General features: G+C 41.9%; 20 protein-coding genes, 1 tRNA gene and 1 pseudogene. 5 read left to right on the top strand and 17 right to left on the bottom strand.

Going from position 1 to position 20658, the window contains the following annotated elements; genetic code table 11:
• Window positions 1-43 precede the first annotated feature (43 nt).
• The 4 genes from serS to IQ259_RS02845 form a co-directional block, all read right to left on the bottom strand.
• Complete coding sequence (gene serS, locus IQ259_RS02860) at window positions 44-1324, bottom strand: serine--tRNA ligase (RefSeq protein WP_193880562.1); 1281 nt, start codon at window positions 1322-1324, stop codon at window positions 44-46.
• A gap of 110 nt (window positions 1325-1434) precedes the next feature.
• Window positions 1435-2052, bottom strand: a complete 618-nt coding sequence (locus IQ259_RS02855) for an NTP transferase domain-containing protein (protein WP_193880559.1) — start codon at window positions 2050-2052, stop codon at window positions 1435-1437.
• The gene (locus IQ259_RS02850) at window positions 2034-3185 is read right to left on the bottom strand and encodes an XdhC/CoxI family protein (protein ID WP_193880556.1); all 1152 of its coding nucleotides are present in this window, start codon (window positions 3183-3185) and stop codon (window positions 2034-2036) included. The genes IQ259_RS02855 and IQ259_RS02850 overlap by 19 nt, the downstream gene beginning before the upstream one ends.
• Before the next feature lie 521 nt (window positions 3186-3706).
• A complete protein-coding gene (locus tag IQ259_RS02845; RefSeq protein WP_193880553.1) occupies window positions 3707-4573 on the bottom strand; it encodes an NAD(P)-dependent oxidoreductase in 867 nt (288 codons plus the stop codon).
• A gap of 131 nt (window positions 4574-4704) precedes the next feature.
• Here IQ259_RS02845 and IQ259_RS02840 point away from each other — a divergent pair, with 131 nt between their 5' ends.
• Complete coding sequence (locus IQ259_RS02840) at window positions 4705-5601, top strand: LysR family transcriptional regulator (RefSeq protein ID WP_193880550.1); 897 nt, start codon at window positions 4705-4707, stop codon at window positions 5599-5601.
• Window positions 5602-5666: 65 nt separating this feature from the next.
• On the opposite strand, the gene IQ259_RS02835 is transcribed toward IQ259_RS02840, so the two are convergent.
• The gene (locus IQ259_RS02835; RefSeq protein WP_193880547.1) at window positions 5667-6956 is read right to left on the bottom strand and encodes a Glu/Leu/Phe/Val dehydrogenase; all 1290 of its coding nucleotides are present in this window, start codon (window positions 6954-6956) and stop codon (window positions 5667-5669) included.
• Between the two features lie 210 nt (window positions 6957-7166).
• On the opposite strand from IQ259_RS02835, the gene IQ259_RS02830 reads away from it, so the two are divergent.
• Window positions 7167-7240 (top strand) — tRNA-Val (locus tag IQ259_RS02830).
• A 17-nt stretch (window positions 7241-7257) separates the two neighbouring features.
• On the opposite strand, the gene IQ259_RS02825 is transcribed toward IQ259_RS02830, so the two are convergent.
• Window positions 7258-7989 carry a transposase gene (locus tag IQ259_RS02825; protein WP_228014327.1) on the bottom strand — a complete coding sequence of 244 codons (732 nt, stop codon included), beginning with the start codon at window positions 7987-7989 and terminating at the stop codon, window positions 7258-7260.
• 137 nt (window positions 7990-8126) lie between these two features.
• Entirely contained in the window at window positions 8127-9971 is a 1845-nt protein-coding gene (locus tag IQ259_RS02820) for a tetratricopeptide repeat protein (protein WP_193880544.1), read from the bottom strand.
• A gap of 220 nt (window positions 9972-10191) precedes the next feature.
• Here IQ259_RS02820 and IQ259_RS02815 point away from each other — a divergent pair, with 220 nt between their 5' ends.
• Window positions 10192-10647 (top strand): GFA family protein, encoded by a 456-nt coding sequence (locus IQ259_RS02815; RefSeq protein ID WP_339383927.1) that lies wholly within the window; start codon window positions 10192-10194, stop codon window positions 10645-10647.
• A 15-nt stretch (window positions 10648-10662) separates the two neighbouring features.
• Here IQ259_RS02815 and fetB read toward each other — a convergent pair whose 3' ends face one another.
• The gene (gene fetB, locus IQ259_RS02810) at window positions 10663-11439 is read right to left on the bottom strand and encodes an iron export ABC transporter permease subunit FetB (RefSeq protein ID WP_193880538.1); all 777 of its coding nucleotides are present in this window, start codon (window positions 11437-11439) and stop codon (window positions 10663-10665) included.
• 484 nt (window positions 11440-11923) lie between these two features.
• Between fetB and IQ259_RS02805 the strand changes: the two genes are divergently transcribed.
• Window positions 11924-13072, top strand: a complete 1149-nt coding sequence (locus IQ259_RS02805) for a DegT/DnrJ/EryC1/StrS aminotransferase family protein (protein ID WP_193880535.1) — start codon at window positions 11924-11926, stop codon at window positions 13070-13072.
• A 339-nt stretch (window positions 13073-13411) separates the two neighbouring features.
• On the opposite strand, the gene IQ259_RS02800 is transcribed toward IQ259_RS02805, so the two are convergent.
• A complete protein-coding gene (locus tag IQ259_RS02800; RefSeq protein WP_193880533.1) occupies window positions 13412-14158 on the bottom strand; it encodes a DUF561 domain-containing protein in 747 nt (248 codons plus the stop codon).
• A 314-nt stretch (window positions 14159-14472) separates the two neighbouring features.
• On the opposite strand from IQ259_RS02800, the pseudogene IQ259_RS27015 reads away from it, so the two are divergent.
• Window positions 14473-14565 (top strand): annotated as a pseudogene (locus IQ259_RS27015) (Uma2 family endonuclease); the annotation flags it as partial.
• Between the two features lie 364 nt (window positions 14566-14929).
• Here IQ259_RS27015 and IQ259_RS02795 read toward each other — a convergent pair.
• From IQ259_RS02795 to IQ259_RS02760, 8 genes are all read right to left on the bottom strand, one after another.
• On the bottom strand, window positions 14930-15697 hold the full coding sequence (locus IQ259_RS02795; RefSeq protein ID WP_193880531.1) for an MBL fold metallo-hydrolase: 768 nt from the start codon (window positions 15695-15697) through the stop codon (window positions 14930-14932).
• A gap of 3 nt (window positions 15698-15700) precedes the next feature.
• The gene (locus tag IQ259_RS02790) at window positions 15701-16300 is read right to left on the bottom strand and encodes an aminodeoxychorismate/anthranilate synthase component II (protein ID WP_193880529.1); all 600 of its coding nucleotides are present in this window, start codon (window positions 16298-16300) and stop codon (window positions 15701-15703) included.
• Window positions 16301-16436: 136 nt separating this feature from the next.
• A complete protein-coding gene (locus IQ259_RS02785; RefSeq protein WP_193880527.1) occupies window positions 16437-16889 on the bottom strand; it encodes a diacylglycerol kinase family protein in 453 nt (150 codons plus the stop codon).
• A gap of 133 nt (window positions 16890-17022) precedes the next feature.
• Window positions 17023-17529 (bottom strand): rRNA maturation RNase YbeY, encoded by a 507-nt coding sequence (ybeY, locus tag IQ259_RS02780; RefSeq protein WP_193880525.1) that lies wholly within the window; start codon window positions 17527-17529, stop codon window positions 17023-17025.
• Window positions 17530-17573: 44 nt separating this feature from the next.
• Window positions 17574-17729: a DUF3285 domain-containing protein gene (locus IQ259_RS02775; protein WP_193880523.1), complete on the bottom strand. Its 156-nt coding sequence runs from the start codon at window positions 17727-17729 to the stop codon at window positions 17574-17576.
• 136 nt (window positions 17730-17865) lie between these two features.
• Window positions 17866-18988 (bottom strand): peptide chain release factor 2 gene (gene prfB, locus IQ259_RS02770; RefSeq protein WP_193880520.1). Its coding sequence is split into 2 segments (ribosomal slippage): window positions 17866-18915 and window positions 18917-18988, totalling 1122 coding nucleotides; the frame shifts between segments, so codons are not numbered across the junction.
• Between the two features lie 127 nt (window positions 18989-19115).
• A complete protein-coding gene (locus IQ259_RS02765) occupies window positions 19116-19697 on the bottom strand; it encodes a peptide chain release factor-like protein (RefSeq protein WP_339383934.1) in 582 nt (193 codons plus the stop codon).
• Window positions 19698-19737: 40 nt separating this feature from the next.
• On the bottom strand, window positions 19738-20658 hold a 921-nt coding region (locus IQ259_RS02760; protein WP_193880517.1), incomplete at its 5' end, for an IS4 family transposase.

Genomic DNA, 20658 nt, shown 5'->3' with positions numbered 1-20658 from the left:
CTTGTTTTTATGCTGAAGTCTTTACTGTTGTAACTTCTTTCAATTACAACACCTCACGCCCCAAGAAAGGTTGCAATACTTCCGGTATCAAAATTGTTCCATCTGGTTGTTGATAATTTTCCAAAATCGCCGCCATAGTTCGCCCAACAGCTAAACCGGAACCGTTTAAAGTATGGACAAATTGCGTGCCTTTCTTACCAGCTTCCTTAAAGCGAATATCAGCCCGGCGTGCTTGAAAATCAAAACAATTAGAACAACTGGAAATTTCTCGATACTTCTCAGAAGATGGTAGCCATACTTCTAAATCATAGGTTTTTGTTGACCCAAAACCTAAATCAGCAGTACATAAATTGAGGACTCGATAAGGCAATTTTAAAGCCTGTAAAATTGCTTCCGCATTCCCTACCAATTTTTCTAATTCGTCAAAAGAAGAACTGGGATGAACAATTTTTACCAATTCAACTTTATTAAATTGATGCAGACGAATTAAACCGCGCATATCCCGCCCATAACTTCCAGCTTCTCGACGGAAACAGGGAGTGTAAGCACAGTGATAAATTGGTAAATCTTCCGCGGCTAAAATTTCCCCACGGTAAAGGTTAGTAACAGGAACTTCTGCTGTGGGAATTAACCACAATTCATCATCAGCACACTTAAAACTTTCTTCAGCAAACTTCGGTAATTGTCCTGTTCCTGTTAAAGAATCAGTATTCACTAACAAGGGCGGACTAACTTCTACATAGCCAGCCGCGGTTTGCGTCTTCAGCATAAAGTTAATTAATGCTCGCTCCAACGCTGCACCAGCCCCTATCAAGTTGACAAAGCGACTTTGAGCAACTTTGACAGCACGCTCAAAATTGAGAATACCTAGCTTTTCGCCAATTTCCCAATGGGGGATAATATTTGGGTTCTGGGGTATGTACTCATCACCCCAACGCTTTACCTCTACGTTTTCTTCCTCGCTTTTACCTACAGGTGTGGAGTCGCTAGGTAAATTGGGTAGAGCTAGTACAAGCTGTGTAATTTCAGCCTTCAGTTCTTTTTCTTTTGGTTCCAGTTCACTCAACTGAGCTTTAATTGAGTTACCCTCATCACGCAAAGTTTGAATTTCTGGATCTTGCTGATTAATACCAGATTTCATCTTCTGCCCGACAAGTTTACCAATTTCGTTACTCCGAGCTTGGAGTTGACTGCGGTTTCCCTCCAATTCTCGTTGTTGCTTGTCTAACTCTAATATCGGCTGAAGGTCATAATTACCACTACGACTATTCAACCGTTCTTGAACTAATTGCGGATTTTCCCGTATTTGCTTGATATCCAGCACAGATTTTTCTCAGTTTTTAGCCTAGAATCTTGTTTATCAATACAGTTAACATACAAAAGTTCAGCATATATTAATTTTGGCTAACAGAGATGAGAAAATTTAGTTAAAACTCAAATTTGCACAGTTGTGGGTTGCCTATTTTCTGCCAAAAGCTGCTCGTAATCTTTTGGTGTATCCAAGTCGATTAAACCTTCTGGGAAAGGTATCGCCAGAACTTCCTGAGCATAGTTTTTGATTAACTGTTTTGCCCCGGCTGTACCACTGAGAGTAGTGAGTTTGGCAAATAAAGCGCGGTTAAATAGTGCGGGAACGCCCAAAGTATAAGCATATTCTGAAGCCACAATTAGCTTACCAGAGGTTTGATGCACTTCAACTAGCTGATTGATAAATTGAGGGCTGACAAAAGGTTGATCGCACAGCATGATGACAACGGCTTCTGCATCTGGATTGATGGTATTTAAAGCTTCCATCCCCACACGAATGGAGGTACTCATTCCCTCATTCCAAAGGGGATTTTTTACGATATGTACTTGTATTGGGTCGATTTCTGGTTGAATGAGTTCAGCGTATGCTCCTAGGACAACTATAACTGGTTGACAAACAGAGGCGATCGCTACTTCAACTATATGACGAATCAAACTCTGTTGATTATACCTCAGTAGTTGTTTAGGTGTTCCCATTCTGGTGGATGCACCAGCCGCTAGGACAATTAAACCGACATCAGACATGGTGTTTCCTCGCCATGAATTGAACCTGAGCGCTTTTTGAGTAAACCACCTGAGCGATTGGCTAAAACTGCTTGAATTTCCGCTACGATAGAGAGCGCGATCGCTTCTGGTGAATCTGCACCAATATCAAGCCCCACAGGTGCAAACAACCGCTGCATTTGTGCAGCAGTTGGGATAAATCCCTCCGATTTTAGGTCTTGTAACAATTGTTGAGTCCGGCTTTTTGGCCCCAAGATACCGATGTAGCGCACTGGAGATGGTAACAAAGTTTTCAGCAAGGCTAAATCGTTTTTATACTGATGAGTCATGACTACAGCAACAGTGCGTGGTGTCAGAAGATTGTGTTTGTGAATTGCTTGGGGTTCGCTCAAAATAATTTGATCTGCACCAGGAAAACGCTCAGAGGTAATGTATCCTGGTCTGTTATCAACAACTGTAACGTCCCAACCTTGGTGTTTAGCAATGTTCACAACTGGAATCGCATCATGACCTGCACCGAAGACTATTAAAGGAACAAGGGGATGAATAACTTCTAGGAATACTTCAGCAATGCCATTATTTAATTTGTAAGATTTTACGCGAGAATGTTCTTGTTGGAGTGCTTGCCGAGCATCGACTAAAACTTGATGAGCCAAATCTTCATCTGCAATATTATTAACCACCGTACCATCTGGCTGTAAGAGCGATCGCGAAGCCACTAAAACACCACTTTCTCCAGTTACATTAAATACTGTAGCCATTACCCCTGGCTGCTGACTGTAAAGACATTCGGCAAAAAATTCTAACTGACTTTTAGCTAATGGGTGAGTCAACGGCTCAATGAGTACCTCAACTACACCATTACAACCCAAACCAAATCCCCAAGTAATATCATCGCTGGCGGTGGTGTCATACTTGACAACAACGGGTTCACCACTATAAAACATCAGTGGTTGTGCGATTTCAAATACATCGCTTTCTAAGCAACCACCGCTGACACAGCCAATCATTTGCCCAGATTCAATCAACAACATCCGCGCACCAGGGCGACGATAAACAGAACCGCTAGTTTTAACTACAGTAGCTAGGGCTGTTAACTGCCTTTGATTTTGTGTTTGCTTAAAAGCTGCGAGGATGTTTTGCAGTTCTTTCATAGATAGTTTACCAGTTGATAATTGACAATTGACAATTGACAATTGTTACATTCAAGGTTTAGAGCCTCTCCTTTTAAGGCTACGGTATACATACAAGTTTCCTGAGCCGCGATGTAAATGCGTCAACCTGCGATGTGAATGCGTCAACCTACAATGTGAATGTATCAACTTACAATGTGAATGCGTCAACCTGCAATGTGAATGTATCAACTTGCAATGTAAATGCGTCAAAAAAAATTAATCTACTAGTCTGTCAAATTAGTTTTGTAGGATAAAGGAACGAACCGCATTCTCTACGAGAGGCTTCCGCCAACGCGCAGCGTCTCGCAGAGAAGGGCGCAAAGGGTGCAAAGATGCTACGCGTAGCGTCTCGCAGAAAAGAAAGGGAAAAAGAAGAGAATCAAAAATTGATTTATCCCACAATTTAAACTTGACAAAGTACGACCTTAGTGGAGTGACAACTATAAAAAACTTGTGTGTACAAGTTAATATTAGGATTCCTATCTAAATATATTGAAAACTTAGATAAAAAGTTGAGAAACACCTGTAATATTATCGCTGCCATATCCTTGAGCGATCGCTTGCACATAGATTTCGTGAATAGCTGTAGATGCTGGGGTGGAAGCTGCAACCATTTGTGCTGTTTGAGTCATATAGCGGAAATCTTTCTCTACTAAATCAATTGGAAACATCGGTGCATGGTTACGCTTGAGCATCAAATTTCCTGCACCTTTGGTTGATGGACTGATCACTGGTAATTCACCTAGACATTCAAGGGCTTTTGCTGGTTCAATCCCGTTCTTGCTCAACATTCCGAGGATTTCTGCCAATGCGGCTACTTGGATACCAAAAAGCGCATTGACTGCAAGTTTCATCGCCATTCCCTGAGCAATAGAACCAACGTGATGAATTGTGGAAGCTCCTGCTGCATAAATGATATCTTGAGCGATCGTCAAGGTTTCTGCACTCCCGCCGACGAGATAAATAAGTTTTTTGTCTGCGGCTTGCGGACGAGAGCCGACAACTGGAGCATCAAGAAAATTCCCCCCACAGCCTTCGATTTCTGCTGCTAGTTCTTTTGTCCATGCCACAGTTAGCGTACTTGACTCAATGGCGATCGCATTTTTGCCAAGTCCCATGACTGCACCCGTTTCCTCATCAAGCCAAATCACTCGTGAAGCATCGTTATCAGTGACCATACTAATAACAATATCGGCGTTTTCAGATGCCTCTCTGGGTGTTGCGGCATAAATAGCTCCCTTATTTACCAACGGGATCGCTTTCTCCGGTGTGCGATTGTACACAACAACCTCATGGTTAGCATCAAGAAGATTCTGGGCTACACGAGATCCGATTGCTCCAATTCCCAAGACTGCAACTCGACTCATATTTTACCTCCAAGTAAGCTTGAGTTACTTGAAAATATAGTTGTTACTTTCCTCGTAATAAATACTCATTCATGAATGAATCTCATGTATGCTTTGCACGAATCGATATTTATTAGTAGTTAAATTCGACGATGGATTTATCAGTACTGCAAATCTTCGTGGAAGTGATGAGACAAGGTAGCTTTGCTTCTGCTGCACGCGATCGCAATATTGATCCATCTTCAATTTCACGAGCGATCGCAAGTTTGGAGTCAGAACTTGGTGTCAGGCTATTTCAGCGGACAACACGCCAATTGTCACCAACTGAGGCGGGGATTGCTTATTTTGAGCGTGTCGAGCCACTCGTTGAGGAAATGCAACAAGCAATTAACTTAGTGGCGGACATTGCTGGACATCCAAAGGGAACACTCCGGGTTACGGCTTCTGTCTCATTTGGCTTAAAGTGTATTGTGCCGCTCTTGAGTCAATTTGACACGATGTATCCCGAATTGACTGTTGATTTGTTACTTACAGATGCGGTTGTAGATTTGTTAGCCGAAAGAATTGACGTGGCGATTTGTCTGGGAATTCTTGCAGACTCAACCTTAATCGCTCAACAACTCATGGTTACTCGCTATTCAGTTTGTGCTAGTCCAGGTTATCTGAAGCGATGGAGTCAGCCGAAAAGACCGACAGATTTGGCACAACATAATTGTCTTCTCTTCCCACTATCAGGCTTTAGATCAAGATGGATATTTAAGGATGTGAATGGAGAAATCAGCGAAACCTCTGTACATGGACGCACGATCATCTCCAGTGCGATCGCATTGCAAGAATGTGCGATCGCTGGGATGGGTCTAGCATTGCTCCCGCACTGGCTGATTGGCGAAGATTTATATACTGGTAAACTCGTCAATGTGTTTCCAGATTATGAAGTGACAGCAACAAATTTTAATACCGCTGCTTGGCTTGTCTACCCTTCCCGTGCTTATGTTGCTCTCAAGGTTCGGGTATTCATCGATTTTCTGAAGCAACATATTTCTAACTAGTAGAGACGCGACATGTCGCGTCTCTAGCAATACAGATTGTTTTTTAGTTGAACTTGATCAAATCATCAAGGATAAAGACCGCGATCGTTTAATGCCTGTGCCACACGACCTACACCCAAAGTGTAAGCTGCTAAACGTAGGGGAACGTGCCGCACTTTAGACTGTTGAATAACTTGACGGTAAGCTTGCACCATCAAATGTTCCATTTCGCGGTTGACTCGTTCTTCATCCCAAAATAGGTAAGACAGACCTTGCACCCATTCTAGATAACTTACCACCACACCCCCAGCATTCGCCAAAATGTCTGGTAGTACAATAACTCCTCGCGCTTCTAATGCTAGGTTAGCTTCCAGAGTCACAGGCCCGTTAGCTGCTTCTGCGATAATTTGCGCCTGTATTTGATGGACATTCTCTTCAGTAATTTGGTTTTCCAAAGCGGCAGGAATCAAGACATCGCAAGGCAAAATCAGTAATTCGGCGTTACTAATTGGTGTGGATTGAGGAAAACCAATCACACTCTTGTGATTTTCAGCAGCGTAAGCTTTTAAAGCCGGAATATCCAAACCATCGCTCGAAAATACACCACCTGTAGCGGTGGACACAGCTATCACTTTTGCCCCAGCTTGGTGTAGCAATTCGGCTGCTGCGCCACCAACATTTCCAAAACCTTGAATAACTACTCGTATTCCTTCGAGAGATTTACCTTGGTCTGCCAAAGCTTCACGCACAATAATCATTGTGCCGCGTCCAGTCGCCTTTTCCCTACCGAGGGAACCACCAACAGACAGCGGTTTACCAGTCACAACCCCTGGTACAGCATGACCTACATTCACTGAATAAGTATCCATCATCCAAGCCATTTCACGGGCAGAAGTACCCATATCTGGTGCTGGTATGTCTACTGAAGGGCCGATATCCTTAATTAATTCGCTGGTATAACGACGCGTAATCCGCTCTAATTCCCTAACACTATAATGCTCTGGAGCGATCGCAATACCTCCCTTAGCACCACCATAGGGAATACCCAATAATGCACATTTCCAAGTCATTAACATAGCCAGCGCTGAAACTTCCCGCAGTGTCACCGCCGGATGGTAACGAATTCCGCCTTTGTAAGGGCCTAAAACATCCGAGTGTTGTACCCGATGTCCTGCCAGTACACGCACTTCCCCATTATCTAGTTTCACAGGAATCGAAACTGTCACAACTTTGCGCGGATGGCTGAGAATTTCTAGTAAACCTTGATCTAACCTTAATTCTTTAGCGGCTGCTTCTAAGTAACTACAGGCTTGATCAAATGGACAGATGTGCGCTGGCGTAGCTGCTTCCAGCGGCAATGTAGGTGTTGCAATCATAAAAGTTTCTCCTAATCGCGGTATCTTTGCGAACCGGATATTATATATATGCCTAGCTTATCCTGTGATTTGGAAAAAAATATAAATTTTGTAGTTTTTGTTACATTTTTTCTGATTAACATGCCAAACTTGAATCGGAGAAATCCGATTCGGACACGCTGACTTGCACAAAAGATAAATATGCGCTATGATAGAAAGCTGTGTGGTTAAGGACGTATAGCTCAGTTGGTTAGAGCGCTACGTTGACATCGTAGAGGTCACTGGTTCGAATCCAGTTACGTCCATTCATGTTGTACAGTGACTAATTATTTGTCACTAAATTTTTATAGCCTTGCCATAAATCTATACTCACTTCTTCTATGTGTTCTAAAATCTCTGTTCCCCATCCTACAAGGGTTTCCCTGATTATTTCTTGGGTTCGCCCTTTTAATATAGCAATTAGTTGAGATTTATCTAAATCTATTAATACAGCACAATAATTCCCTTGCCCTTTCACTAGAGCTATTTCATCGATTCCTAGTCTGATTAATTTTTGCGGTTTTAATTCTTCTAGTTCTGCGGCTGCATCTTTTAATATTCTTTCTATTTCTTCTGTAGTCACTACTCCTTTTTTGGCTACATTATGTATATCCGCATCTATTACTTCTTGAATAATTTTCTTAGCCAATCTCTTTATATAAGTTCTTCTTTTACTTACAAAATTCAACTCTTCACTAAATGGTTTCTTACATTTTGAACATTTGAACTGTCTTCTATTTATTTCTAAAAATACTTGCTTTTCTCCCCAACATAAATCTTTGACTATATATCTATGGTTCTGATGTAATCTTTGACTTGAGGTTCCACAACGAGGACACACACTTTCTTGAGCATTTGACTCAATACCTATGATTACTCCTATCCCTTGATGCTGTCGATGTGAGATTACTTTTACTCCTTCTAGATTCAGTAGTTTTGTCAGTAGTTTATTTTGCTTTTTTAGACTCATGGCTGCCAATTTACTTTTTTTCTTCTTGTTTCTGATTACAGCCAATATTAAATACTGCTTCCCCGTCAATACTATCAAGGCTTTTACTCATTATTTGACACATCTTTTAATTTTTATTTATCTTCTTGACTATATTTTTGGCATACTAGTTACTGAAGAACCGACAAATAGAATCGAGATAATTACATATCTTGTCGATATATTTCTAACAATTCTGGTATGTGATCATAGCCATCAATACCGATAATTGCCATGATTTTAGGACGATGTTGCTGTAAAAAGTTTTGGAATGCTTCTTTACCTATTTGTCCTTGTAAAATTGTTAATAAACCTGCTGGTTGTCGCCATTCATTAGAAGCAATCTGCTCTAAAAGATACATTCCCAAAGCACCAGTGTAAATAGCTTTTTCTGCATTTTGGAGATGATAATAAGCTTCGGCTAAAGATGCTAAGTTTCTTCCTTGGAGATACAAATCTCCGCAAGTTTGTGCTGTTTTAAAACCGTCTTCTAAATATTTAATAGCAGTTGGCGCTTCTTTAATTACGAGATAGGCAATACCTAAACTACTCAAACACAAGGCTTTACTTTGGATATCTCCTAATTTCTCTAATAACTTTAAACCTTGTTCCAAATAATTAATTGGCATCCCATAGGTTTCTGGTTCAATTTGTTCTAGTTGTTGCGATCGCATGACTTCGCTGTAACCCAAGTTCACCAAAGCGTTGGCTTCGCCTGTGCGATCGCCTGCTTGCCGACTCAAGATTAAGGCTCGTTGGCTATAATTAATCGCCTCGCCATAATCTTTTTCTTGGACGTAGGTACGGCTGAGATGGTTGAGATTGGCAATTTCACAAGGGCGATCGCCTGCATTTCTGGCTATTTCTAATGCTTGCTGATGAAAATTAATTGAGCGTTGATACTGCCCTAAAGCCCGTTGAGAATATCCCAAAAGCGTCAAGATTCTGGCTTTTTCTTGGGTTCCTTCAACTTGGCGTAACGGTTCATCTAAATAATCTAGAGCATTTCGTAAAGAACTACCCGAAAAGGACGCAAAGATTCCACCATAAAGCGGGAAATAAGAACGCTGGGCAAAGTTTCGCAGAATTTGCAGCATAATTTGTGAACCACCGTAACCATATATAGCCGCAGCGTTACCCAAACCACTAGCCAACTGACTCCAAATCACTGCAAAGGTCAAAAACGTCGAAATTGATAATTTTGAGCCTGCTTGCACATTATATGGTTGTTGGTCAAACCAAGTAACTAACCCGCGTTGCAAATACTGTAAAATCAACGCCATTTCTACCCAGTTACTGAGGGTAACATTACGTTGCTGTTCGGCAAATTCAATGGCTGATTGTTCTAAAGCTAGACTACGAAACAGTGCTTGGGGGAAGTCGCTGTTAACTTTCTTTGCCCAAGTTGCCCAAGGGCCGTTTTCTCCAGGTACACCGCCAAATCCTAATTCTCGATTCTGCTCGTACATCCAACTAATTAAGTTGTCTTGGAGGCTTTGCCAACTAGCCAAACCACGGGTGATGCCTTGTGATATTTGTTCTATGTCAGCATCTACTTGAGCAAATTGTTGTAAAGCTTTAGCTAACTGCTGTAATTGTGATGAATTGAGCGGTTGCTTTTGATTGGGATCTGTGAAACGTAAAAATGTAGCGAGGCGTTCATCTGCTGAAGCTGTGGTGATGTCTCTGACTGCTAATGCGATCGCTTCTATGGCTTTATTTTGTTCCCAATAACGTTGCCATTGGTTTTGAATTGTCTTGATTGCTCTGAGACTGCGGTTAGCCTTAGCTTTTTTGAGTTCATCATTTTCGCCGTCCACTTGACTTTGGATGCTACTCAAGCGATCGCTCAACGCTAACTCAAATATTTCTCCTGTACCAGATGTTATACCTTTTTGCAACATTTGGTACACCATCTCCACAGAGCTAATTTTGCCCTGGAGGGTAAGTTGCACAATTTCGTCAATTAAAGCGAGGTAGCGATCGCGCAATGGCAGAGAGTCTGACACTTTGGCTATTGGATAACTTTACATTAATTCCTATTCTAATGTTTAGAAGCGTGAGTAAGAAAGAATTCACGGCACTGCATTGTTGATGTGACGGCTTGCATTGTTGATGTGACGGCTTGCATTGCTAATACGACAACTTGCATTGTGAATGCGACAACTTGCATTGTGAATGCGACGACTTACATTTACACTAATAGCTAGTTCTCAAGGAAAAAAACTTGTGAGTCTTCCATATACTGGGGGTTGTCAATGCGGCGAGATTCGTTACGAAATCCGCGCCCAACCTTTAACTCTCTACCTGTGCCATTGTAAAGAATGTCAAAAACAATCCTCTAGTGCCTTTGGTATGTCATTGACTGTCAGACGAGATGCTGTAGTTATTACTCAAGGACAACCAAAAGCTTGGATTCGTAAAGCCGAGAGCGGACGTGAAGTAAAAAATTTATTCTGCGGTAACTGCGGAACGCGGTTATTTCATGATCGGGCTTACAATCCAAATACTATCAACGTTAAAGCTGGGACGTTGGATGATACAACAAAGTTACGTCCAGTTGGCAACATTTGGATACGCAGCGCCCAGAAGTGGGTGATGATTTCAGACGAGATGCTTAATTACGACGAGCAACCAGATGATGTGCATCTGTTATGGGACAAATGGACACAACAGCATTCATAAATTTTTAGCTTTACATCACCTTACCAACTGCGCCGCTGAATTAAAAAACTGACGACACAATCCCCTAGTAACTAAAATTGTCGTCAACAAGTTAGCCACAGCAACCATAAACACAATTACAATCTCGTAAGACACAGCATCTAAAGGGTTTACTCCGCCTAATAACTGTCCGGCGGTGATACTGGGAAGAGTAGCCATAGCAATGAGCATCATTTGATTAATAGTTGGAAGCAGCGCGGCGCGAATGGCTTCGCGGCGGTATTGACTGACGGCTTGTTGCGGAGTTGCGCCTAAACTTAAATGAGTTTCGATTTCCCCAGAGGAATTATTGATTGTACTAACTAAACGATCGCCAGCGATCGCCGCTGCATTCATTGCATTACCAATAATGATTCCCGCTAGAGGAATTAAATAACGTGGTTCATACCATCTATCTGGTTGCAGAATCAAGAAGTTGGTGTACAGCAACGTGAAAGCGGTACTTACTAAAATTGCTCCCCAAACCACAGGTAATACTAGGGGAATTTTCTGGCTGATACGATTTCGCGCGACAATCACCGCAATTGTTAGCATAATTGCTACAATCCCTAAAACTGCCCAAGCATTATTTACGGCAAAGATAAAATCAAAAACGTATCCCAATACCAGCAGTTGTAAGATGGTTCTACCTGTGGCAATGACAAAATTTAACTCTATTCCCAATCTTTCCCAGACAGATAAACCAATAGCGATCACCATCAACCCCACAGCAAATGCTAAATCAACTAAATCTAGCTTGATTAAATCTTCCACGGTTCTTCCACCTCCTGGGATTATCTGATCACAACAGCTTACCAAGAAGACGCGGCGAGGGAGAGAAGGAGAGACGCGGAACGCAAATCTTCTCAATATCAATCAAAGGAAAGCGAATTTATTCAATGAGAAGAAGAAAATTCGGCGTTGCTTAGTTGCAGGATAATTTTGGGATTTCCATCAACAGTAATCACCGCCTCACCGCGTCCTCCTGTATCGTTCTGTCCTCTTAAATTGCATCAATCTCATAAAATGACTTCTCAGAAGCCTTTTATATTGACACTTTTTCAGAGTGTCCTACGAATTACGAATTACGAATTACGAATTAGTATGATATCTTTACCCATACAATAATTTCAGTAATAACCCTTTTTGATGCGTATCCGGGGCGACAGTCTATTGAATAACTGTTTGATGTCAAAGTCAATCAGTTAAAATCGACAGTCGAAGTGCATCCTTTGTATCTTCAGATAACATAAAACTCATGTTCCAAAGCGTAAATTCTGTTCCTGCCTTTGATATCAAGCAGCAATACGCCACTATCGAAGCAGAAGTGAGTGCAGCAGTGTTAGAAGTTTTAGCTTCTGGGCGGTATATTGGCGGCCCAGTAATTGAAAGCTTTGAGCAAAAATTTGCCGCCTATCATCATGTTAGTAATTGTATAGCTTGTAACTCTGGAACTGATGCGCTCTACTTAGCGCTACGAGCTTTAGAAATTGGTGCAGGTGATGAGGTAATTACGACACCATTTACCTTTATTGCTACGGCTGAAGTGATCAGCGCCGTAGGAGCCAAACCTGTTTTTGTAGATATAGACATTAATACATTTAACTTGGATTTACAGCAAATAGCTGCGGCGATTACACCCAAAACCAAGGCGATCATTCCGGTGCATTTATTCGGACAGCCTGTAGATATGGCAGAGTTGATGGCGATCGCTCATACTTACAATTTAACGGTCATCGAAGATTGCGCTCAAGCTACAGGAGCAACTTGGGATGATCAAAAAGTTGGCAGTATGGGGCATATTGGTTGCTTTAGTTTTTACCCTACTAAAAATCTCGGCGGTTGTGGCGATGGTGGGGCAATTACCACTAACGATTCAGAATTAGCAGCCAAGATGCGAGTAATCAAGGAACATGGGCAAAGAAATCGCTACTACTACGAAGAAATTGGGGTAAACAGTCGCTTGGATGCGATTCAAGCAGCGATTTTGCAAATTAAACTGCGTTATCTCGATAATTGGAATCAGCAAAGACAGGCGATCGCATCTTATTACCAACAGTTTCTCTGTCACATTCCAGGGATTATCGTACCTGAAGAACTCCCTGGAGGAATGAGCGTATGGAATCAATACACGATTCGCGTGGTGAGTGAATCACGAAACGGTGCTAGTGCTTCACGTCGGGAATGGGTGCGGAGTCAATTGCAAGAACGGGGTGTAAATTCGATGGTTTACTACCCTTACCCCCTACATTTGCAGCCAGTTTATCAACATTTAGGCTACAAACCAGGGCAATTGCCAGTAGCAGAGCAAACCTGTCATGAGGTTTTATCTTTGCCCATGTTCCCAGAACTGACAACCCAGCAGCAAGACCAAGTGATTTACGCCCTGAAGGATTGTTTGGTGTAAAGAAAGTCTGAAGTATGAAGGATGAAGTATAAAAGCCTTCATCCTCCTATGAATATAGGACTTACGCAGGAACTCTGTGAAACTCTCATAACTTCGCGTTCTTCTCCCAAGGGGAGACGCTACGCGAATGCGTCCTTTGCGGTTCGTTTTTTCATAATTTTGCGTAAGTCCTAGAATAATTAACGTGAATTCGACAAGTTTTTTTTGACCTCTCCCCCAACCCCTCTCCGACGCGGAGAGGGGTGTAAAGAACTGGAAAAATTAAAGTTTTAGAGCCTCTCTCCTGAAGGGGAGAGGTTTGGAGAGGGGTTTTTCTACCAATCGAACTCACGTTATGATTTAAGCGATCGCGCGGTTGTTTGCAGTTGCTAAAACTTCAACTAACCCACGCACAACAGCAATCATCGCTACTTCGCTGTTGAGTTGGTTGATGGCGGAACCGACACCAACACCAGCAGCACCAGCCGCGATCGCTAAGGGTGCGGTGACGTTAGAAATGCCGGAAGCGCACAATACTGGAACTGATACGGCGCGAGAAATTTCATAAGCTGCTGCCAAAGTGGGAGCAGCTTTTTCAATTAATCCCAGAGTGCCAGAGTGAGCAGGTTGGCTGCTTGTACCGCCTTCGGTTTGGATAATATCAGCACCAGCTTTGACTAGTTCTTCTGCCAGTTGTACCTGTTGATCTAGTTCTAAGATGTGGGGAACTGTCACTGATAAGGTGATTTCTGGTAAAAGTGCGCGGGTTTGCTGAGTCAGTGCTAATACTTCCTCAGCCTCAAATCTGCGTCCTTGAGCGTAAAAGGAATCGAAATTACCAATTTCAATTAAATCTGCACCAGCAGCCACAGCTTGGACAAATTTTTCTGGCTCAACTGCCGATACACAAACTGGTAAATTAATCAAGCTTTTCGCCATTGCGACCAGCGCAGGATCAGCGGCGATATCAACAAAAGTCGCACCACCAATCTCGGCAGCTTTAATGATAGCAGCCACGCGATCGCAATCAAAGTTATTCAAACCGCTAATTACTTTCAGAACGCGGTGGTTGGTAAATGCACGTTGCAGTGCAGGATGTATTGTCATAGTTCGTCTTTTGTAGCTACGAAGGTAGGAATATTTTTACACTACTAAGCATTTGCTGCTAGGGGGTAATGAGGCGATGAGGAAACTAGCAATACGCTTTGGTTAAGCCAAATACTAGATAGACTAAGGGTTATCACTCAAGTTTACTGAGATGAAATGCAACTTAAAGAATTCTAATTGAGTTAAAAGAATCAGCCAAATATCATGATTTGACCATATATTCATCGCTATTTACCAAATAGATTATTACTTCATTATTTGAAGTATCATTCTATTCCTCTGTTTTCTTAATTCATACCGCAATCAGCAACGCCTTATTAAATTTGCCTAACTTAGTTAATAAACCTTTGTGGAAAAAGGCATCTACTGTTTCTCAAGCAGAATCAATTCCATTAGTAGTGGAAGTAGATTGAAAAGAATTGAGCAAACAGTAATTTCAGCAGTACAGAATAGAAAACCATTGAGCCAATAAAGAATTGCACTTACTCGTTTCCCATTACAAAATTATACCAATTTGAAGAATGATCTCTACAAATGTAGGTTGGGTTGAGGGACGAAACCCAACGCCTTAAAACCTTGTAGATGTTGGGTTTCACTTCGTACCCTTCGGGAAGCAAGCTACTACCCAACCTACGCATCTGTCGCATTCTTTTTTTAAATTGGTATTACCTATTTTCTTTCTTTGTGTCCTTCTCTACGAGACGCTGCGCGAACGTGTCCTTTGCAGTTCGTTAAAAAATTTAGGGAGTCTAATAGTGTAATAGGAGTAGTTTAAAATTTGTAGCTTAAAACCTGAATTACCTTATCTTCTGGTAGTTTATCAGCAGTTACAGTAAGAGTATCACTATTACTACGGCGCACACTTACACCTTGCACCAAATTAAGAAACTCATCCAAGGGGGAAATGTCACACGCATTAGCATCAGCAGCCTGGGTGCGGTAGTGAGTCGGAATCACTAGTTTGGGATTTAATAAATCAATCGCCTGTTTAGCTTCTTCAGCATTATAGGCTTTAGCACTTCCTCCCACTGGTATGAAGAGGATATCAGGACGACCCATGAGAATTTTTTGTTCAAGGGAAATGGGTGCAGCAATACCCCCTAAATGCAGGATATTAATTCCCCCTTGCTTCCAACCCCAAGCGGTATTTTTACCAAATTGTCTACCACCCTTGCGATCGTGGTCTGTGGAAATCCCTTGAAACTTAATACCTTGGAACTCATAAACGCCAGGTTCGTAGACTAGCTTGGGATTTCCTGGCAAATCTTCTACTGCACCTTCGTCTAGTAGTTGACTGCTAATCAAGACCAAATTTGCTGTGACTTTGGGCGCACGATAACCAGCAGTACAACCAATTGTCCGAAATGGATTAGCGAGAATTTTCACCCCGCCACCAGTAATTAGAAAGCAAGTATGACCCAACCACTGAACTGATACACCGCTAGATTGTGCTTCAGCTTCAGAGTGAGAACCTAAAGTAGTAATTAAAGCTGTGACTAAACCCGCCCCAGCATAGCCCATCAACTGTCGTCGTTTCATTAATTACTCTCTCGTCTGTAATTGTTCCAGAAAGTTTCGCAGTAACTGTTTTCCTGAAGAAGTTAGGACACTCTCTGGGTGAAACTGGACTCCTTGGATGTGAGGATAGTTCCGATGTCGCACTCCCATAATTGTGCCATCTTCTACCCAAGCAGTGATTTCTAAAACTTCGGGGCAAGTTGTGCGTTCAATCACCAGACTATGATATCTGGTGGCAGTCATAGGATTCTCTAATCCCTGGAAAACACCTACATTAGTATGAGACACATGAGAAGTTTTGCCGTGCATTAACTCTGGAGCAGAGACGATTTTACCACCAAATACTTGACCAATACTTTGATGCCCTAAGCATACGCCCAAAATTGGCAGGTTGGGGCCAAGTTGTTGAATTAAATCAAGGGATATACCTGCATCCTCTGGGCGACCAGGCCCAGGAGAAATCACTACAACGTCTGGATTTAATGCCCGAACTTCTTCTATGGTGATTTTATCGTTCCGAAAAACATTAATGTTTGATGCTACTGGAAACTCTGCTGCTAGTTCTCCCAAGTATTGCACCAAATTGTATGTAAAGCTGTCGTAATTATCGATGACTATAATCACAGCTTAAACTCCTGGTGTTGATTACTCATACCATTGTGCTTGATTGTTACCAGATTCTAGCTATAAACGCCATCGTCAGTAATTATTTAATTTGTAATTTAAAAATTTTTATAGATAAGTGTAATGACGTTCAAACTTAGAAATTAGACATAATTAACACTACTAATGGCGGAAGCAGTAGCGTACAAGCAACTAATATTGCTACCAAAGCCGAGACAAGTACAGCACCAGCAGCACAATCTTTAGCAATTTTTGCTAGGTCGTGGTAGGTCTGCTTGACTGTTAAGTCTACCAGCGACTCAATAGCCGTGTTGACCAGTTCCAGTGCTAGAACTAAGCCACTGGTGATCCCAATTACTGCTATTTCTACAGGGGACAAATGTAAGAATATGCTTAAAGCGATCGCCAAAGCACAAAAACTCACATGGATGCGAAAATTGCGTTGAGTTTGAAAGCTGTAGGTGATACCAGTCCAAGCATACTTAAAACTAACAAGTAAATTAGCAGCGACTTGCCAGGAGAATTCCCGTTCCTTGCTTATTAGTGTTGGTAACTGGTTTGGTGGTGGAGGAGAAACTTGTTGGGACATAAGCTGAAAACCGAACAATAAACTTAGGTAAACTGGGAATTTTCACCGATTGTAGTAATCTAATCAATTTCTAGGCATTTTCTACACGAGTATTATAAAAAGATGCCTAAAAATTAACATGGATATAAAAACTTTAATATTTTATGTCGATATCAATACCAATTGTCTCCAGTAATATCACTTGCTGTTTGAGCATTTGCATCAAACTATCATCGTCTGGGTGATCCCAGCCCAACAGGTGTAACAGACCATGAGATGCTAACCAAGCTAACTCAGTAACTAAACTATGCTCTTGCTGTTGAGCTTGACGTTGGGCTGTATTTACCGAAATAACGATATCACCTAAATACACAGGCTCATCAAGCATTTCCGCATTGTAAGGAAAATTTACCTCTAAAGCCGCAAAAGCTAAAACATCTGTCGGCTTATTTTGGTGTCGATATTGGGCATTAAGTGATTGAATTTCTATATCATCTGTCAAACGCAGCCCTATTTCATAGCTTGGCGCTGGTGATAGATGAGGTTGAAGATTTTCCAACCAGCGATAAAACCAGTTCTCCCAAGTTACAGCCGCAATATTTAAATCTGTTTCTGGGGATGACTCGGAAAAAATGTCCTGCAAATTTAGTTCAACTTGCACCAACTACAAACTCTCCTACTCGCACTTTGGGTTTTGGTTGGTCTTTAGTGGGTCAGGTAGGCTAGTCCAATGAGGACAGCTAATAGCCCCACAGTAGTTAAGAGAAAATGTTTTACGGAAGTGCCGCCTTTGCGTACCATATTCCGCATGGCAAGTTTAACGTAGCTAGGTTGAGGTTCTGTTGAAGGAGAGTTGCTCATAATAATTTCGTGACAAACTCTTTTACATATAAATGTAACAGTTTCCTCTGATTTCTCTTGCCATTTTATCTATTTTCGGTCTGAGAATCAGGAAATGGGTAACAGAGTCATCCATCACCCATGATTTATTTCACTTTTAAGTAGAAGTAGTTTCTACCAGTTGATTTTCTTGCCGCAGATAAGATTGGATGAACATATCGAGGTCGCCGTTCATTACATCAGCGATCGCAGTTGTTTCGACATTGGTACGCAAATCCTTTACCATCTGGTAAGGATGGAATACGTAGTTACGGATTTGATTACCCCAAGAAGCTTCCACCATATCACCGCGAATTTGAGCAATTTCTTGCGCCTTTTGTTCACGGGCAATAACTAGCAGTTTGGCTTTGAGACGGGCGAGGGCTTTTTCTTTATTTTGCAGCTGCGATCGTTCTTCTGTACACCGCACAGCAAGACCTGTCGGTAAATGTACAATTCTTACTGCTGTTTCTACTTTGTTGACATTCTGCCCACCCTTACCACCAGAACGGGTGGTGGTGATTTCCAAATCCTTATCTGGGATATCCAACTGCACAGAATTATCTATCTGCGGCATCACTTCCACCCCAGCAAAACTAGTTTGCCGTTTGCCATTGGCATTAAAAGGTGAAATCCTGACTAAGCGATGTGTACCTGTTTCTGACCGCAAATAGCCATAGGCGTAGCGACCAGTAATTTCTAGGGTTGCTGATTTAATACCAGCTTCATCACCCTCAGATTCTTCACTTAGTGCTACTTTATAGCCCTGATCTTCTGCCCAACGTGTGTACATCCGCAACAGCATAAATGCCCAGTCTTGAGCATCTGTGCCACCAGCACCAGCGTTAATTGTCAGCACTGCCCCTTCAGCATCGTAGGGGCCAGAAAGTAGCTGTTGTAACTCCCACTGGTCAAGGTCACGATTTAGCTTAGTAATGGTAGATTCCGCTTCTTGCAGTAGAGACTCGTCGGTTTCTAACTCCAACAGTTCCACCACTGCCTTAGTGTCTTCTAAGCTGGCTTGCCACTGATAATAAGTATCCAAGTGGGCTTTGAGGTCGTTAAGTTCTTGCAGCGTTTTTTGGGCTTCGGGTTGATTTTCCCAAAATTCTGGCTGCGCTGATATTTGTTCCAGGTCGTGAATTTTCGCTGTCAGTGCAGGTACGTCAAAGATAGTCCTGGGTTTTACCCAGGCGGCTAGACAACGTTTCGATTTCGCGTTTGAGTTCTAAGACTTCCATAGTGCTTGCTAAGATTAAGAGCGCCTTGATTTTCCAAGTTTGCTCTCTAGATTTTATTTGTTTTTTTGATTTTAGCGGCAGTTGAGTAAATTTTCTGGCATCGACTGTGAAATTATACAAAACTGGGCTATTGACTGGGTGAGGTTAGCAGATTTTGTTGCAGGTAAGCTTTAATGAACAAATCAATTTCACCGTTTAAAACATCTGTTGCAGCAGTTGTCTCAACGTTGGTGCGTAAATCTTTGATTTTTGTGTAAGGATGCAAGATGTACTCACGGATGATTTTGCTGGATAAATCTTTGATTCGCTTAGGTTGAATCTCAGCAATTGAGTTGACACCTTGAGCAAGTGCGATCGCCCATAATTTCCCCTTCAGAATAGCCAAAGCTTTCTTTTGATTGCCCATCGGGCTGCGTTTCTGATCACACAATACAGTAATGCCAGTAGGAAGATGAACAACTTGCACCCATGTTTCTACACGGTTTCTATTTCCCTGATTACGAGCCACTGTAATTTCTAAATGCTTCTGTGGTATTTCAAATTCCAAGGACTCATCTAAAATAGGGAGGACTTCTATCCTAGCTAAACTTGTCTGCAAATTACGGCTGGTATCAAAAGGCAATACTCGCTGGAATTTATGTATTCCCAATTCTGATTTCAGACAACCATAGGCATAACGTCCTGTAATTTCCCACATAGCAAATTTAATGCCAGCGACATCACCATAAGCTCAGAGGGTGACAACCTACCTATAAAGTTTGCTGCATAAGGGATAGGGCATAAAAACCACGCTGAAAATAGAGTCGTTTATGGGGTTTGAGGGCAATCAGACTCAGAACCCAATCTGCCCATAATTCCATCCCATAAGGCCATCGTTGTCCGTAGAGTCCAAAGCTAAAGTGACTCTGGCGTGGGGTGTGGTCTTTGTGTGATTGGATACGACCAGCATAGATATCTATGCCTAATTTTTTCATCTGTTGCCCTTGCATGGTCGCCAAACTATAAGCCAGAGCAATCAACAAGACTAAGGCTAAAAAACGGGTGTCATTAACCTTGGTGTCTTCTAAGTTATAGCCACTTGTTTTATAATCCTTGAACATTTGTTCAATGCCCCAACGACAACGATAGACTGCCAATGCTTGTTGTAATGTTGGGAGGTTAGTTAAGATATACCAAGGTTCTTTTGCTCCCTGATTATTATATTTTCGTCTCCAATAGATCCCTAAATTAAATAGTCCGATTCCATCCCCTTTATTGCACCTCACTCCCTGATAAAATTTAGACATTCCTGGTTTGAATCCCAGATTTTTCAGGACTTGATACTCCTGATTCAATGCTGTTGGGAAATGTCGGTCTTTTTTCTGCCTCAGAGCGAAAAATACACCCCTGTCATCCATCCATTGAGCCAGTTTATGGCTGTGAAATTCTCGGTCTCCTAGTACTAAAATAGGATATTTTTTAAATAGAGTCAGCACTGTTTTCAGCAGCCGTTTTTGAGTATTAAAATTACTGTTCCCTACCTGTTTTAAGACTTCCCAATACAAAGGAAGAGCATGAGTTCCCCAGACTAAACTCACCATAAATACATTTCTTCCCTTCCATTGAGTTCTGTCAATTGCAATTATCCAATATCCATATTGATTAGAGGCAGGGGGCAGGGGGAACGGGGC

The sequence above is a fragment of the Fortiea sp. LEGE XX443 genome, from assembly GCF_015206815.1.
Classification (GTDB): domain Bacteria; phylum Cyanobacteriota; class Cyanobacteriia; order Cyanobacteriales; family Nostocaceae; genus Nostoc_B.
Note: the sequence above shows the minus strand (reverse complement) of the source record. Positions and strands in the feature narration are given on the sequence as shown.